The organism is Halanaerobium hydrogeniformans (assembly GCF_000166415.1).
Taxonomy (GTDB): Bacteria; Bacillota; Halanaerobiia; order Halanaerobiales; family Halanaerobiaceae; genus Halanaerobium; species Halanaerobium hydrogeniformans.
The window spans coordinates 1,741,327-1,756,428 of record NC_014654.1 but is presented as its reverse complement, the minus strand read 5'-3'; the positions used below and the strand labels follow the sequence as shown (position 1 = coordinate 1,756,428).

The following is a 15,102-nucleotide window of genomic DNA, read 5'->3' as shown; positions in this document are numbered from 1 at the left end:
TGAACTTATGCAGGATAAGATTTTAAATAATAGATATAAAATAATAGAAGAAATTGGTCGAGGTGGAATGGCAATAGTATATTCAGCTAGAGATACTCTGCTTCAGAGAACTGTTGCTATAAAAATGCTGCGGCCTGAATATAGTTCTGATAATGATTTTAAAGAAAAATTTCACCAGGAAGCAAGAGCTGTTGCCAAATTATCTCATCCCAATGTTGTAAGCATTTATGATATTGTAGTTGATGATCAAAAAATATATTTGGTAATGGAAATAGTTAAAGGCAAAACTTTAAAGGATCTTATCAAAGAGAGGGGAAAACTCTCTATAGTTGAGGCTTTAGAATTTGCCAGCCAAATTGCTGCTGCACTTTCTATAGCCCATGGTAATCAAATTGTTCATTGTGATATAAAACCCCATAATATTATTTTAACTGAAGATATGGAGGTGAAAATAACCGATTTTGGGATTTCTAGAGCTGTTAACTCTTCTACCGTGAGAGTAACTGATACAGTAGTAGGAAGTGCTCATTATTTTTCACCTGAACAGGCAAAAGGTGGAGAAATAAAAGCTTATTCTGACATATATTCGCTCGGGATAGTTTTATATGAAATGATTACCGGTGAGCTTCCTTTTAAAGGTGAAAGTCCAATTTCTGTAGCACTAAAACATATTCAAGAGCAGCCCATTAGCCCTACAGAAATTGATAATGATATTCCTGAAGAAGTCAATCAGCTCATCATGAAAGCGATGGCCAAAGATCCGATAGATAGATATAATAATGCCAGAGAAATGCGACATAGAATTACTCATATTTTAAAAAATTTAAAAAACCAACCGCTCAGCAGTAACAAAGATCAAAGTGACTTTAATGCTGATGAAACCAAGATTATGAAAAAATCAGATTTTAATTTAGAGGAAATCGCAAACAACTCCAAAGCTGAAAATAGTACAAATAGCAAAAATAAAAAACAGCTAAAAAAAGAGCTAGCAAATAAGAAAAAAAGCAAAAAAGATAATGGTGATAACCTAAATGACAATCAAGAAAATGAATCTTTATTAAAAAGTTTAGGAAGTATTATTGCCCTAGTTGTTGTTTTAGCAGCATTATTTATTGGAGGAGGGTTTTATTTTTTCAGAAGTTATACTGATGTGCCTATAGTTGAGGTACCTGATATAGAGGGTAAATCTTTAAATGAAGCAAGGTCACTTGCTTCAGAACAGGGCTTAAGTTTAAGAGAAGCCGAAGAAAGAGTTTACAGTGATGATATTGCAGAAAATCACATTGTAAATCAGCAACCTGCAGGAGGGTCCAGGGTAAAACAAAGTCGTCCTATAAATATAACTGTTAGTCAGGGCTCAAAATTGATTGAAGTTCCCAATTTTGTTGACAAAACATTGAGAGAAACTTTAATAGAATTAGAAAATTTAGCACTTAAAAGTGGAAATATCCAATATATTTTTAGACTTTCAGTAGATCCAGGTACAGTAATTAATCAAATTCCTGCTGCTGGAGCAGAAGTAGAAAGTGGAAGTGAAATTACACTTTTTGTCAGCAGAGGTGAAAGAGATATTTCTGTTAGAATGCCTGATTTAACTGGTTTAAAGCAGCAAGAAGCTTTTGAATTAATTAGAGAAAGTGGTTTAAATATTGGTAATGTAAGGGTTGAAGAATCCAATCGTTTTATAGATGGCCAGGTGATTTCTCAAAGTGTGAGAGCTGGTGAATATCTACCTCGTGGAATTGCGGTTGATTTTGTTATCAGTCGTGGCTCAGCTAATAATTTAGAAGAGGAAGACTATAATCTAAATAGAATTAACGTTAATGTTACAGGAACTGATGATAAGCAGGTAAAAATAGTTGTTATTGATGATAATGGTGAAGATGAAGTTTATAATGCTCTTCATCAGCCTGGAGAAAATGTGATTAGAGATATTTGGAGCAAAGGAGAAACTGAGATAAAAATCTATTTTGATAATCAATTAATCAAAACTGAAAAAGTTGGGGGTTAAATAATTAGATGCAGGGAATTTTAATTAAATCAATTGGTGGGTTTTTCTTTGTTGCTGATAGTGAAAAAAATATTTATAAATGTAGTATTAGGGGTAGAATTCAGGAAAAACTATATCCTGGAGACTATGTAAAAATAAATAAAGAAGAACTTACTATAGAAGATTTTCTTCCCCGTAAAAATTTATTAAAAAGGCCAAAAATTGCTAATGTTGATCAGGTTTTAATCATGCATTCCCTAAAAAAACCAGAATTTAAATCTTCACTACTCGATAGGTTTATACTTTTAGTTGAGAGCTCTGGTTTTGAACCCTTAATAGTTATTAATAAAATTGAATTAGCTGAAGCTGGTTATAAAAGGCAATTTGATGATTACAAAAAAGCTGGCTATCAGGTTTACTTTATAAGTGTAAAAGAAAATCTTAATTTTGAACCTTTATTAAAAACACTAGATAAAAAAGTCAATGTTTTAACAGGACCATCTGGGGTTGGAAAATCTTCCTTTTTAAATGAAATTATTAAAGGTGCTGATTTAAAAACAGCTTCAGTCAGTAAAAAGTTAAAAAAAGGAGTTCATACAACTAGGTTAGTAGAGCTTTTATCCTTGGAAAATAAAGGTTGGATAGCTGATACTCCTGGTTTTTCTTCGATGTCTAAAGTTGACCTGGATATTGAAGCTGAAAATTTATCCTGGTATTTTCCTGAGATTGCTCAATTAAACAATGACTGTCGATTTAATGGCTGTAACCATATTCACGAGCCTGGTTGTAAAGTAAAAAAAGAAGTAAAATCTGGGGAAATATCTAAAAAAAGATATGATAATTATAAAGAGATTTATACAGAATTAAAAGAGAAGGAGATTAGATATTAATGAAAACTGAATTTGCACCCTCATTACTTTCAGCTGATTTTAGTCAGCTAAAAGAAGAGTTGAAATCTGTTAAAGAAGCAGATTACTTACATTTTGATGTGATGGATGGAGTTTATGTTCCAAATATAACCTTTGGCCCAACTTTAATTAAAGCATTAAGATCTCATTCTGATTTACCATTTGATACCCATTTGATGATTACGAAACCAGAAAGATATATAAAAGAATTTGCTGAAGCAGGTTCAGATATTTTAACCGTTCATGTAGAGGCTACCGAACATGTGCATCGAGTAATTCAGATGATTAAAGAGATGGGAATTAAAGCAGGTTGTTCTCTTAATCCTGCAACTCCACTTGAAGGATTGAAATATTTACTGCCTGATCTGGATCAGATTTTAATTATGTCTGTAAATCCCGGTTTTGGTGGTCAAGCATATATACCACAAATAACTGAAAAAATTAAAAGTCTATCTAAAATTATTAAAGAGAATAATTATGACTGTAAAATAGAGGTTGATGGAGGGATTAAAACTCATAACTTGAAAACAATAGTTGATGCAGGAGCTGATATTATTGTAGCTGGTTCAGCTATATTTGGACAGGAAGAACCGGCAGCAGCTTTAGCAGAAATGAGGAGAATTGCAGATAATGGTTGATAATAAAGCTCTATTAGTCTTAAATGGAGAGCTGGATATGAATGAGAAGGAGATAAAAAAGCTTATAACAGATGATCAAATTAATTATGTAATAGCAGTTGATGGTGGAGCAGATAAATTAAGAGAATTAGATATAGTTCCTTATAGTATTATAGGTGATTTAGATTCGATTTCCGAACACACAAAAAAGTTTTTTGTAGATCAAGGTGTGGAAATCAAAAAGTACCCTGTTGAAAAAGATCAAACGGACAGTGAGCTAGCAGTTGATTACTGTGTTGATAAATCGCTTAAAAAAGTAGTTCTCATTGCTGCCCTTGGAGGAAGAATTGATCAGGAATTAGCAAATCTAAATTTATTAGAATATATAATTACTCATCAGCTTGAAGGTAAAATAATTGCGAAAAATATTGAAATAGCCCTAATAACAGGATTTAAAGCTTTTCAAGGAAAAGAAAATTATAGACTTTCTTTAATCCCGCAAACTAAGATTGTTAAAGATGTGTCTATCAAAGGCTGCAAATATAATTTAAGAAACAAAGATTTATTCAGACATAAAACTCGTGGAATAAGTAACTTGATTACTGAAAAGAAGGCAGAAATTTCTCTAGAAGAAGGCTCATTACTTTATATTTTAGAAAAAATAACATAAATACTAAAGGGAGTTCGCAATTTTAAGATTGCTAACTCCCTTTTTAAAAATTCTATATAATCTTTAATAGGCTCTCTCAACTTTTCCTGATTTTAGACATTGAGTACAAACCTTGATTCTTTTTGGAGAACCATCAACAATTGCTTTAACTTTTTGTAGGTTAGGGCGTTGTGTTCTTTTTGAACGACTTGTTATATTACGTCCTACTCCACCTTTTTTCTTAGCTTTACCACGTCTTTGGATACTAGTAGCTTTATTACCACCTTTTCCGCATATATCGCAGACTCTAGACATAGACCAAACACCTCCTTTCGCTAAGTTCTCATCTATTTTAAAAGGACAACTTAGCATTAGCACATCGAGACCGGCACTCTGAGTTTTCATTTAATTAAATATATTTAACTCAGTATTTGGCCATCAAGTGCGTCAAAATAAAATTTCTGCTCAGATTATATTTTAACACAAACAAATGCTTATTAGCAAGTAAAAGTATTAACTTCCTACTATAAATCAAAAACAATCAATAATAATTTTTAGTACTATGATTAAAAAGGCAGGAAAGTTTATTTTTATCTTGAAATAATAAATAAATGGGATAAAATTATTTGTGCTTGCATAGGCGTTATTAATGAGATAAAATAATTATGTATGAAAAGAGGTGTAAAGGATGGAAAAAGAATTAAAAAATAATTATGGGAAAATTTTAATTGATGAAGAAGTAATAGCAAAAACTGCCGGTTTAGCAGTAATGGAATGTTATGGTCTTGTTGGTATGTCTTCACGTGGTATGCAGGATGGACTTGCAGACTTGTTGGGATTGGATAATATTAGTAAAGGTGTTGGTGTTGAGATAGCTAAAGATAAAGTCCACCTTGACCTTAATATTATTGTAGAATATGGGACAAATATTAATGAAGTTGCACATAATGTTATGGAAAGAGTTAGATATACACTAGAAAATAAATTAGGTTTAGATGATATTACGATAGATGTTAATGTTAGGGGAGTGAGAGTTGGGGATGACAAATAATGATAAACAGCAGGAATTAAAGATTATCGACTCAGAAAATTTTAGGGACATGATTTTTGCAGCTTTACACTGGTTAAAAGAGCAAAAATCTTTTATTGATTCATTAAATGTCTTCCCCGTTCCTGATGGGGATACAGGAACAAATATGTTTTTAACATTTAAGGAGGCTGCAGCAGCTCTTGAAAGTAATGATTCAAATAGCTGTTCAGATTTAGCTCAATCCCTTTCTAAAGGTGCATTAATGGGAGCAAGGGGTAATTCAGGTGTTATATTGTCTCAGTTAATCAGAGGTTTTTCTCAATCTTTAAAGGGTAAAAAAAAGATAAAGGGTAAAGATCTGGCCCAGGCTTTAAATAAGGCTTCTGAGGTTGCCTATCACGGTGTTTTAAAACCTGTGGAAGGGACAATACTAACAGTAGCAAGGGAAGCTGCTGAGCAAGCTTTAAAAACAGTAGATGAAACAAAAGATATTATTAAAATAATGGAAGCAACAATTGAAGAAGCTGAAGAATCACTGGCAAGAACACCTGAATTATTAGATGTTTTAAAAGAAGCAGAGGTTGTTGATGCCGGGGGTCAGGGTTTTGTATCGATTTTAAAGGGGATGTTAAAAGGTTTAAAAGGAGAAGAAATTGATTTTGACTCTGCTAAAAAAGAATTAAGAAAACAGCATTCAACAATAGCTGAAGATATTAAATTTACCTACTGCACTCAACTTTTGATAGAGGTTGATACCCGCACTAAAGAAATCGAGAGGATGATTTCAAAAATTCAGCGTGATATGCAGAGCTATGGTGATTCTATAATGGTTGTTGGTGATGATGATATTATTAAAATTCATGTCCATACAAATCATCCAGGGGTGCTTTTAGAATATGGACTAAAAAAAGGTAAAGTTTTTGATATTAAGATCGATAATATGAAAAAGCAAAATATTGAAAAAGTGGAGAAAGAAAAAGATCCAGCTTTTGATCACTCAGAATTTCATTTTGAAGATAAAGCTGTTTCTGGAACTACAGAAGCTAAACCTGAGAAAGCCCAGACTGAAGATAAAGAAATTGAAGCAAAAGATAGTGAAAGCGAAGTTATTGAAGTCACAAAAAATACCGCTATAATTTCAGTTGCTAATGGGGAAGGTATAGTAAATATCTTAAAAGAATTAGGGGTTGACATTGTTATAGAAGGTGGTCAATCAATGAATCCTTCTACTAATGATTTTGTTAAGGCTGTTGAAAAAATCAATATTGACAATATTATTATTTTACCCAATAATAAAAATATTATTTCTGCAGCTAAACAGGTTTCAGAAGTGAGCAATAAAAATATTGCTATAATTGAAACTAAAACTATTCCCCAGGCTATTTCTGCTTTAATGGTTTATAATGACGAATATAGTCCAGCAGAATTGAAGGAAGAGATGGAAGAAGAAATTGAATATGTTAAGACTCTGGAGATAACTAAAGCAGTTAAAGACTCTAAAGTTAATGGAATGCAAATAAATGAAGGTGATTATATTGGCCTGTGTGATGGTGATATTATTGTAACAGCAGAAAATATTGAAGAAACAATAATGTTATTATTAGATAAGACAAATGAAGCAGAAGAACTGGTTACAATATATTATGGTGAGTCTATAAAAGAAGAGGAAGCAGAAGGTTTGAAAAAATCTATGGAAGAAAAATATAATTTTGATGAAATAGAAGTATATAAGGGTGGACAGCCACTTTACCCCTATATTATCTCATTGGAATAAGAATAGGATGTGTTAATTATGATAGCTCTTGTAACTGATAGCACCTGTGATTTACCAAAGGAAACAATGGAGAAATATAATATAGAAGTTGTTCCTTTAACAGTTCACTTTGGTGATGATACCTATTATGATAAAGAGGATCTTAAAATTGATCAATTCTTTACTCTAATGGAAAGCTCATCTAAACTTCCTTCCACTTCTCAGCCTTCAGTAGGGCTTTTTATGGAGAAATATGAAGAGCTTGCAGAGAAATACGATAAAATTATTTCTATCCATATATCTGGAGCTTTAAGCGGAACCTGTGAGTCGGCCAGACTTGCATCGGTCCAGGTTAAAGGGGTTGATGTAGAAGTTATCGATTCGCGCTCCACAAGTACCGGCCTTGGATTTATGGTGATCTTAGCTGCTCAAATGATTGAAAAAGGGAAAAATGTAGCAGAGATTAAAAATAAGATTATTGAAGAAAGAAAAAATCTAACAATTTATTTTACCGTTAATGAATTAACCTATCTTGAAAAAGGCGGAAGAATAGGTAAAGCTCAAGCCTTTTTAGGTAGTGTATTGAATTTTAATCCGATTTTAGAGCTTTCAGCAGAAAAAGGTGAAATAACTCCTAAAGAAAAAGTTAGAGGTTATAGTAAAACCAACAAAAAATTGCTTGAATTAACCATGAATACAATTGGTGATGAAAAAACTTTTAATTTAGCCTACATTTATGGCAAGGATAGTGATAATTATACAGAGTTTAAAGAACTAATAGATGCTGAATTAACTAATAAAAAAGATTTAAATTTTGATATATTAGAAAATCGAATAGGTGCTGTATTAAGTTCTCATACTGGCCCTTTAGTTTATGGAATAGTTATCTATAAAGGAGAATTACCTGAGGCATGAATGGTAAATTGTTAGATGAAGTTCAATATATAAAAGGTGTAGGTCCTAAATGGGCAAAAAAACTTGCTAAGTTAAACATTGAAACAGTTTATGATCTGCTTTATTATTTCCCCAGGGAATATAAAGATCGCAGTCAAATATCTTCAATAAGGTATGCTCAAATCGGTGAAGAAGTTACGATTAAAGCAGAAGTAATTAAAGTTGAATATAAAAAAATCAGAAAAAACTTTGATCTTCTCAAAGTAACTTTTTCTGATGATACTGATGTGCTCAATGGAATCTGGTATAATCAGGGTTATTTGCGTGATATTTTTGAAGAGGGAAAATTTTATCTTTTGAGTGGGAAAATAAATGAAAAAACATGGAAAAAATACAAACGTAAAGAAATAGATAATCCAGTATTTGAAAAAATAGGCGATAATTCTTCCGTTTTAAATACAGGAAGAATTGTGCCTATTTATTCTTTAACTGAAGGTTTAACCCAGCGTCGTCTCAGAAGAGTTATGGCTAATGCTTTAAAAAAATATAGCTCATATTTAGATGATAAATTGCCAGATTTTTTACTAAAAAAATATAACCTTCCTGGCCTAAAAACTTCAATTTTGGGTATGCATTTTCCCAAAAGTGATAAACATCAAGAAGTTTCTCGTAAACGCCTGGCTTTTGAGGAATTCTTTTATTTCCAACTTTATGCTTTAGATAAAAAGCAAAAGAATAATATAGAAGAAGGAATTCAGCATGAAGCTGTGCCAGAAATTGAAGCAAGATTTTTATCTGAGCTAGATTTTGAGTTAACTACAGCTCAAAAAAGAGTTTGGAAAGAAATTAGCAAAGATATGGAAAGCAAAGAAGCGATGAGCAGACTACTACAGGGTGATGTAGGTTCTGGTAAAACTATAATAGCAGCTCTTTCTTTTTTAGAAAGTTTAGCCAATGATTATCAGGGAGTATTTATGGCGCCAACCGAAATATTAGCTGAACAGCACTACCTGAATTTTTTGGAGCTCTTTAATAATTTTGATTATGAGATTACTCTGCTTACTGGAAGTTTAAAAAATCCAGAGCGTAGAGAAATTGAAGAAAAAATTAGCGCTGGTGATATTGACCTAATAATTGGTACTCATGCTCTTTTTCAAGAAGGTATTGAATATCAAAAATTAGGATTGGTAGTGATTGATGAACAGCATCGTTTTGGTGTGGAGCAGAGACATAGTTTAAAAGAAAAGGGAGATAATCCTGATCTATTAATTATGACTGCTACTCCTATTCCACGTTCTATGGCCATGTTGGTTTATGGTGATTTAGACCTTTCTGTAATTGATGAAATGCCTCCTGGTCGAAAAAGAACTGCTACTTTTTGGCGACGGGAAAACAGGCGAAAAAAGATTTATTCATTTCTTAAAGAAAAAATTAAAGAAGGTAGACAGGCTTATATTGTCTGCCCTTTAATTGAAGTATCAGCAGAAATGCCTGATTTGATTTCAGCAGAAGAATTGTATGAAAAATTAAAAAATGGATTTTTTGCAGATTTCAGTTTAGCTCTTTTACATAGTGGTATAAAAGAAGAGGAAAAAAAAGAGATCATGCTACAATTTCGGGCAGGAAAGATTGATATATTAATTGCCACAACTGTAATAGAAGTTGGGGTAGATGTTAGTAATGCAAGTTTAATGATAATTGAAAATGCAGAAAGATTTGGGCTTGCTCAATTACATCAGTTGAGAGGTAGAGTTGGTCGTGGTCGTGATCAGGCTTATTGTATTTTAATTTCAAATCCTCCTGGAGAAGAAGCAGAAAAAAGACTGGAAATAATGACAAAAAGTAGTGATGGATTTTATATTGCCGAAGAAGATCTTAAGATGCGTGGACCTGGAGAGTTTTTTGGCACCAGACAACATGGGCTTGATGATCTTAAAGTAGGTAGTTTAACTGAAGACCAGGCTTTATTGGAAAAAGCAAGATCAGAGGCAATAGCTTTAGTTGAAATTGATAATTGGAGAGAAAAATATGAAGATCTACTGCAGATTATAGAAAAAATAGATTTAAAAATATAGTTTAGATTTAATGGAGGAATTTTTTAAATGAGAGTTATTGCAGGTACAGCGGGGGGAATCCAGTTAAAAAGTATTAAAGGTAGAAATGTTAGACCAACTTTAGACAGGGTCAAAGAATCACTTTTTAGTATGATAGCATATTATATTGTAGATGCTGTTGTTTTAGATTTATTTGCCGGTTTTGGCAATCTCGGTATAGAAGCATTAAGTAGAGGGGCCAAAGAAGCAGAATTTGTGGAAATTAAATCAAAACATACTGCCTTAATCGAGGAAAATCTTAACAAATGTAATTTAGCTGAAAAAGCCAGAGTTGTTAGAAGTGATGTCTATAAATATTTAGGGTCAACCTTTAAAAAATATGATTTAATTTTTATGGATCCACCTTATAATAAAAAATTAGCAGATAAAGCAGTCCAATTAATTTTAAAAAATGAAATCTTAAATAAAAACGGTATTTTAATTATTGAAAAATCTACTGAAGAAGAAATTAAAAACTATCAAGAACTTGAAATAATCAAAAGTAGAGACTATGGTAATACATTAATACTGATCTATAAATTAATATAAAGGTGTGATATAAGTGATAAATAAGGTTGTTTATCCAGGTAGTTTTGACCCTGTAACAAATGGTCATCTAGATATAGTAGAAAGAGCAGCAAATATGTTTGACCAGGTAGTAGTCGCTGTTTTTTTTAATCCAAACAAAGAACCTATTTTTTCTATGGAAGAAAGGGTAAAAATGTTAGATTTAGCAACAGAGTCTTTAGACAATGTTACAGTTGATTCATTTTCTGGTTTAACTACTAAATATGTTCATTCAATAGGTGGTGGAGCTATACTAAGGGGTCTTAGAGCCGTGTCTGATTTTGAGGGAGAATTCCAAATGGCATCTATGAACAAACATCTTGATGAAGATATAGAAACGATTTTCTTGATGACAGATACTAAATATGCATTTTTAAGCTCAAGTGTTATTAAAGAAGCAGCTTACTTTGATGGAGATATTAAAGAATTAGTCCCCAAATTTGTTTATAAAAAATTAAAAGAAAGAATCACCAATAATCAAGAATAATTCACAAGAATTCAATAGAGGTGAATATTTTGGATATAAATTCATTTTTAAAATTGGTTGAAATTAAAACAAAAGCAGCCAGTATAACCCCTTTTATTTTAGCTAACTTATATTTATTTTATCATTATGAAAATTTTAATTTAGCTAATTTTAGCCTGTTTTTTCTTTCTTTATTAGCTGCAGATATGGGAACAACTGCGGTTAATAATTATCAAGACTTTAAAAGAGCACAAAAAAAAGAGGGCTATAATTATGAAAAACATAATGCCATCGTTAAATATAATTTAAGTGAAAAAACAGTTAAAAAGACTATTTTAATTTTATTTTCTGCAGCTGTTATAATAGGTCTAATTCTTTTTTTTAGAACAGATATAGTCGTACTTTTAATCGGTGCTTTATCTTTTTTGGTGGGGATATTATACACTTCTGGCCCAGTACCAATTTCTAGAACACCTTCGGGTGAAATTTTTTCTGGTTTTTTTATGGGTTTTTTTATAAGCTTTTTGGCTATTTATATTCATAACCTGGAATTATTTAATATTTTTAGAGAGTCAAGTAAAATTATTATTGAAATGATTTATTATGATATTATCAAGATTTTTATTTTTACATTACCCCTGATTTTAGGAATTTCAAATATCATGTTGGCAAATAATATTTGTGATATAGAAGACGACCTTGCAAATGATCGTTATACATTGGCAATTTATATAGGAAAGACTAAAAGTTTAAATTTATTTAAACATTTATATTATCTCAGCTATTTGTCAATCATTATTTCTGTGATATTAAATATACTGCCTGTTTATTCACTCTTAGCCCTGTTAACCTATTTAATAGTAGAGAAAAATATTAATACTTTTTTTAAAAATCAGAGTAAAAAAGAAACATTTGAACTTGCAGTGCAGAATTTTTTGATTATTAATTATGCTACTGCTCTTACTTTAATAATTGCTTTAATTTTTTAAGCAAACTAAGGAGAAATAGATATGAAATTAATAGCTAATATAATCTGGTTTATATTTGGTGGTTTTATTGAAGCAGTTCTCTGGGTATTTTTTGGCATTTTATGGTCAATAACAATTATAGGTATTCCAGTTGGTAAACAGTGCTTTAAAATGGCAAAAATGCAGATTGCTCCTTTTGGTAAAGAGGTTGTAGAGAAAAAAAGATCTTCTTTAGGCCTGATTGCAAATATTATCTGGATTATATTTTTTGGCTGGGAGTTAGCTTTAGTGAATTTAATATCAGCTTTAATTTTTGCAGTTACCATAATCGGAATTCCTTTTGCTAAACAGAGCCTTAAATTAGCCTATTTATCTTTAATGCCTTTTGGCAAAGATATTGTTAAAAGCAAATGAGGTAGGTGTAAATAAAGAAGATGAAACTAAGTTTAGATAGCAGTTTGACGGCCGAAATTGTAAAAGCAATTGCAGAGTTTAATTTAATTGATGCGTGTGATAAAATAGCGGTAGGAGTTTCTGGAGGAAAAGATAGCAGCTTTTTGTTGTACTGCCTAAAAATATTGCAGCTTCATTTCAAAATAGATTTTTCATTAAAGGCGGTTTATGTAGATCCTGGTTTTGGTGATTCACAGGCAGAGGATAATTTAAGCACTTTGACAAAAGAGCTAGGAGTAGATTTTAAAGTTATTAGAACAAAAATTAAAGACTATATTCAAAAAGATTCTAATCCCTGTTCAAAGTGTGCTCACTTTCGCAAAGGAGCTATCATAGAATACTTAAATAAAATAAATTATAATAAACTTGCCTTCGGTCATCATTTAGATGATGCTGTAGAAACTTTTTTGTTGAGTATTTTTTATTCAGGTCAGTTGCAGGCTTTAAAGGCTAATAGATATTTAAGTGAGAATAAAATTAATATTATTAGGCCTTTAATATATTTAAGAGAGACACAAATCGAAAATGAAATTGAAAAAAAGAACTTTAAAATTGCTAAAAGTAGTTGTCCTTATGATGATGCTTCTGCTCGTTCAAAAGTAAGACAGGATTTCAAAGGCTTTTTTGAGGATGAACAGTTATTTGCAAATTTAATTTCAGCTATGCGAAAAAAAGATAATTTTGAGCTCTGGCCTCAAAAGATGGATTATAATATTTTAAAAAAGAAGATGAAAAATTATTGGAAATAATGAATTAGCAATTATATTTAAAGATGAATTAACTAAACCCTTCTAATCTTTTTTAGACTAGAAGGGTCTATTTTATTTAAATATTTTTTTATTTTTAAATTAAATCTTCTGCTTTTTTACCAAAGATATTGACAATTAGATAAAGAACTATCAGCCCTACAGGCAGCAGATAAAAAGCAGAGATACCAAATCCTGCCGGTAAAAAGCCAAATAAAGCAGCCACAACACCAACGGTAAGGGCATAGGGCATCTGAGTCCTTACATGGTCCATATGGTCTACTGCAGAGGCAGTAGAGGACATAATAGTTGTATCAGATATAGGAGAACAATGATCTCCCATTACTGCAGCTGTTAAAACAGCACCTATTGTAGGAAGCATTGGAATTGCTATAGAATGTGCCAGTGGAATTGCTAATGGCATTACTATCGCAACTGTACCCCAGGAGCTTCCAATTGTAAATGCAATAAATGCAGAAAAGATAAAAATCATAACTGGAACAATTTCTGGAATAATGTTACCTTCTAAAATTGAGACTAAATAATTAGCAGTCCCCAAATCATCTGCTATACTACCGATTGACCAGGCTAAAATAAGAATTAAACAGGCTACAAACATCGATTTAGCTCCATCTATCCAGCCATCAACAACTTCTTCTAATGATAATATTTTTTTCGCTAAAGTCAGTATTCCGGCAATAAAACTACCACTTACTGCTGCCCAGAGCAAGACTACACTTGCATCAGCATCACCAAAGGCTTCCTGAATCGTTATTCCAGCTTCCATACCGCCTCCATTGTACCAGAGCCCGATTATTGTTACTAAAATCACACCAATTATTGGTGCAAATGAATTGAAAAAGGTAAAACTTTCACCTTCAACTTTTTTATATTCTTCGATTTCGTTAGAAACCATTGGTGTAGAACCAGGTCGTAAAGTCTCACCAGTTGAACGAGCTCTTTTTTCTGCTTCTAACATTGCACCATAGTCTTTGCCAGTAAAGATGATTATTAAAGCAAAAACAAGGGCCAGCAGACTGTAAAAACGATAGGGAATTGTTTGAATAAAAGTTGTATATGCATTTAACTCTATCCCAATTGAGTCAAAACCATCTCTAATTACTCCAACCTCAAAAGCAATCCAGGTTGATATTGGAACAATACTGGAAACAGCAGCAGCTGTAAGGTCAACGATAAATGAAAGTTTTTCCCGTGAAATTCTCATTTTATCTGTAATTGGACGCATTGTATTACCAACAATAAGAGTATTTGCATAATCATCAAAGAAAATTAAGATTCCCATTAGCCAGGTGGCAAACTGTGTTTTAGCAATAGAATTAGCTCTTTCTGCAATATATTCACCAATTGCCATTATTCCACCTGATTTATTAATTATTCCGATCATGCCTCCCATAGCAAGTAGGAATAATATGATTCCTGCATTCCAGGAGTCAGCTAGTGAAGCCAGAACATAATTATCAAAAGTAGCCATAAAAGCTAGAATCGGATTATATGTATTAATAATAAAAGCTCCGGCAAATACACCTAAAAATAGTGATAAAACCACCTGTTTACTCCACCAGGCAAGCACAATTGCTAAAATAGGTGGTACTAAGGATATGATACCATAACTGTCCATTGTTAATAAAAACCTCCTTGTTTAATTTTGGCTTAAACATTAAAATATCCGGCAGTTCAGCCGGAAGAAAGTCAAAAAAATTGACTCTTTATAAAAAATATAATTTATTAAATTTACTATATTATATATTTGATTAAAGTATAACTCAGCAGCTTAATACTGTCAAGAAAATCACAAATATTCTAGAAATTACTAAAAATAAACAAATTATATTCAAGAATTACAGGTCTATTACAAAATAATAGCTATCAGAAAATATTAATTTTTAAACAAATAATCAACTAATATTTTTATCTAAAATTTCTGGATAAAAAATAGTCAATCTTTTT

Annotated in this window: 15 protein-coding genes; 13 read left to right on the top strand and 2 right to left on the bottom strand. The window is 31.6% G+C overall.

The features are described from left to right. The first annotated feature begins 7 nt into the window (after positions 1-7). Genes pknB through HALSA_RS07985 form a run of 4 tightly spaced genes read left to right on the top strand, consistent with a single transcriptional unit; the run spans position 8 to position 4,185 of the window. Positions 8-2,011: a Stk1 family PASTA domain-containing Ser/Thr kinase gene (pknB, locus tag HALSA_RS08000; RefSeq protein WP_013406076.1), complete on the top strand. Its 2,004-nt coding sequence runs from the start codon at positions 8-10 to the stop codon at positions 2,009-2,011. Positions 2,012-2,019: 8 nt separating this feature from the next. Further along, complete coding sequence (rsgA, locus tag HALSA_RS07995; protein ID WP_013406075.1) at positions 2,020-2,880, top strand: ribosome small subunit-dependent GTPase A; 861 nt, start codon at positions 2,020-2,022, stop codon at positions 2,878-2,880. Further along, positions 2,880-3,536, top strand: coding sequence for a ribulose-phosphate 3-epimerase (gene rpe / locus HALSA_RS07990; RefSeq protein WP_013406074.1), 657 nt, complete (start codon positions 2,880-2,882; stop codon positions 3,534-3,536). Before rsgA ends, rpe begins: the two co-directional genes overlap by 1 nt. Continuing rightward, entirely contained in the window at positions 3,529-4,185 is a 657-nt protein-coding gene (locus HALSA_RS07985) for a thiamine diphosphokinase (protein WP_013406073.1), read from the top strand. The genes rpe and HALSA_RS07985 overlap by 8 nt, the downstream gene beginning before the upstream one ends. A gap of 63 nt (positions 4,186-4,248) precedes the next feature. Here HALSA_RS07985 and rpmB read toward each other — a convergent pair whose 3' ends face one another. Next, on the bottom strand, positions 4,249-4,479 hold the full coding sequence (gene rpmB, locus HALSA_RS07980; RefSeq protein WP_013406072.1) for a 50S ribosomal protein L28: 231 nt from the start codon (positions 4,477-4,479) through the stop codon (positions 4,249-4,251). Positions 4,480-4,852: 373 nt separating this feature from the next. On the opposite strand from rpmB, the gene HALSA_RS07975 reads away from it, so the two are divergent. The 9 genes from HALSA_RS07975 to HALSA_RS07935 are packed head-to-tail and all read left to right on the top strand — an operon-like array spanning position 4,853 to position 13,137. Next, positions 4,853-5,215 (top strand): Asp23/Gls24 family envelope stress response protein, encoded by a 363-nt coding sequence (locus HALSA_RS07975; protein WP_013406071.1) that lies wholly within the window; start codon positions 4,853-4,855, stop codon positions 5,213-5,215. Further along, positions 5,205-6,968: a DAK2 domain-containing protein gene (locus HALSA_RS07970; RefSeq protein ID WP_041595813.1), complete on the top strand. Its 1,764-nt coding sequence runs from the start codon at positions 5,205-5,207 to the stop codon at positions 6,966-6,968. The genes HALSA_RS07975 and HALSA_RS07970 overlap by 11 nt, the downstream gene beginning before the upstream one ends. An 18-nt stretch (positions 6,969-6,986) precedes the next feature. Next, complete coding sequence (locus tag HALSA_RS07965) at positions 6,987-7,862, top strand: DegV family protein (protein ID WP_013406069.1); 876 nt, start codon at positions 6,987-6,989, stop codon at positions 7,860-7,862. Beyond that, a complete protein-coding gene (gene recG / locus HALSA_RS07960) occupies positions 7,859-9,916 on the top strand; it encodes an ATP-dependent DNA helicase RecG (RefSeq protein WP_013406068.1) in 2,058 nt (685 codons plus the stop codon). The genes HALSA_RS07965 and recG overlap by 4 nt, the downstream gene beginning before the upstream one ends. 27 nt (positions 9,917-9,943) lie before the next feature. After that, the gene (gene rsmD, locus HALSA_RS07955; RefSeq protein WP_013406067.1) at positions 9,944-10,483 is read left to right on the top strand and encodes a 16S rRNA (guanine(966)-N(2))-methyltransferase RsmD; all 540 of its coding nucleotides are present in this window, start codon (positions 9,944-9,946) and stop codon (positions 10,481-10,483) included. A 13-nt stretch (positions 10,484-10,496) separates the two neighbouring features. Next, positions 10,497-10,988 (top strand): pantetheine-phosphate adenylyltransferase, encoded by a 492-nt coding sequence (coaD, locus tag HALSA_RS07950; RefSeq protein WP_013406066.1) that lies wholly within the window; start codon positions 10,497-10,499, stop codon positions 10,986-10,988. Between the two features lie 29 nt (positions 10,989-11,017). Beyond that, a complete protein-coding gene (locus HALSA_RS07945) occupies positions 11,018-11,956 on the top strand; it encodes a 1,4-dihydroxy-2-naphthoate polyprenyltransferase (RefSeq protein ID WP_013406065.1) in 939 nt (312 codons plus the stop codon). 21 nt (positions 11,957-11,977) lie between these two features. After that, on the top strand, positions 11,978-12,349 hold the full coding sequence (locus tag HALSA_RS07940) for a YccF domain-containing protein (RefSeq protein ID WP_013406064.1): 372 nt from the start codon (positions 11,978-11,980) through the stop codon (positions 12,347-12,349). A gap of 20 nt (positions 12,350-12,369) precedes the next feature. Then, positions 12,370-13,137 (top strand): tRNA lysidine(34) synthetase, encoded by a 768-nt coding sequence (locus tag HALSA_RS07935; RefSeq protein ID WP_013406063.1) that lies wholly within the window; start codon positions 12,370-12,372, stop codon positions 13,135-13,137. Between the two features lie 94 nt (positions 13,138-13,231). Here HALSA_RS07935 and HALSA_RS07930 read toward each other — a convergent pair whose 3' ends face one another. Continuing rightward, positions 13,232-14,773 (bottom strand): Na+/H+ antiporter NhaC family protein, encoded by a 1,542-nt coding sequence (locus HALSA_RS07930; protein ID WP_013406062.1) that lies wholly within the window; start codon positions 14,771-14,773, stop codon positions 13,232-13,234. Between the last annotated feature and the right edge of the window lie 329 nt (positions 14,774-15,102).

Bases quoted from the DNA above. Each gene is read 5' to 3' on its own strand.
- pknB (WP_013406076.1), top strand. From the start codon at position 8: ATGCAGGATAAGATTTTAAATAATAGATATAAAATAATAGAAGAAATT.
- rsgA (WP_013406075.1), top strand. From the start codon at position 2,020: ATGCAGGGAATTTTAATTAAATCAATTGGTGGGTTTTTCTTTGTTGCT.
- rpe (WP_013406074.1), top strand. From the start codon at position 2,880: ATGAAAACTGAATTTGCACCCTCATTACTTTCAGCTGATTTTAGTCAG.
- HALSA_RS07985 (WP_013406073.1), top strand. From the start codon at position 3,529: ATGGTTGATAATAAAGCTCTATTAGTCTTAAATGGAGAGCTGGATATG.
- rpmB (WP_013406072.1), bottom strand. From the start codon at position 4,479: ATGTCTAGAGTCTGCGATATATGCGGAAAAGGTGGTAATAAAGCTACT.
- HALSA_RS07975 (WP_013406071.1), top strand. From the start codon at position 4,853: ATGGAAAAAGAATTAAAAAATAATTATGGGAAAATTTTAATTGATGAA.
- HALSA_RS07970 (WP_041595813.1), top strand. From the start codon at position 5,205: ATGACAAATAATGATAAACAGCAGGAATTAAAGATTATCGACTCAGAA.
- HALSA_RS07965 (WP_013406069.1), top strand. From the start codon at position 6,987: ATGATAGCTCTTGTAACTGATAGCACCTGTGATTTACCAAAGGAAACA.
- recG (WP_013406068.1), top strand. From the start codon at position 7,859: ATGAATGGTAAATTGTTAGATGAAGTTCAATATATAAAAGGTGTAGGT.
- rsmD (WP_013406067.1), top strand. From the start codon at position 9,944: ATGAGAGTTATTGCAGGTACAGCGGGGGGAATCCAGTTAAAAAGTATT.
- HALSA_RS07940 (WP_013406064.1), top strand. From the start codon at position 11,978: ATGAAATTAATAGCTAATATAATCTGGTTTATATTTGGTGGTTTTATT.
- HALSA_RS07935 (WP_013406063.1), top strand. From the start codon at position 12,370: ATGAAACTAAGTTTAGATAGCAGTTTGACGGCCGAAATTGTAAAAGCA.
- HALSA_RS07930 (WP_013406062.1), bottom strand. From the start codon at position 14,773: ATGGACAGTTATGGTATCATATCCTTAGTACCACCTATTTTAGCAATT.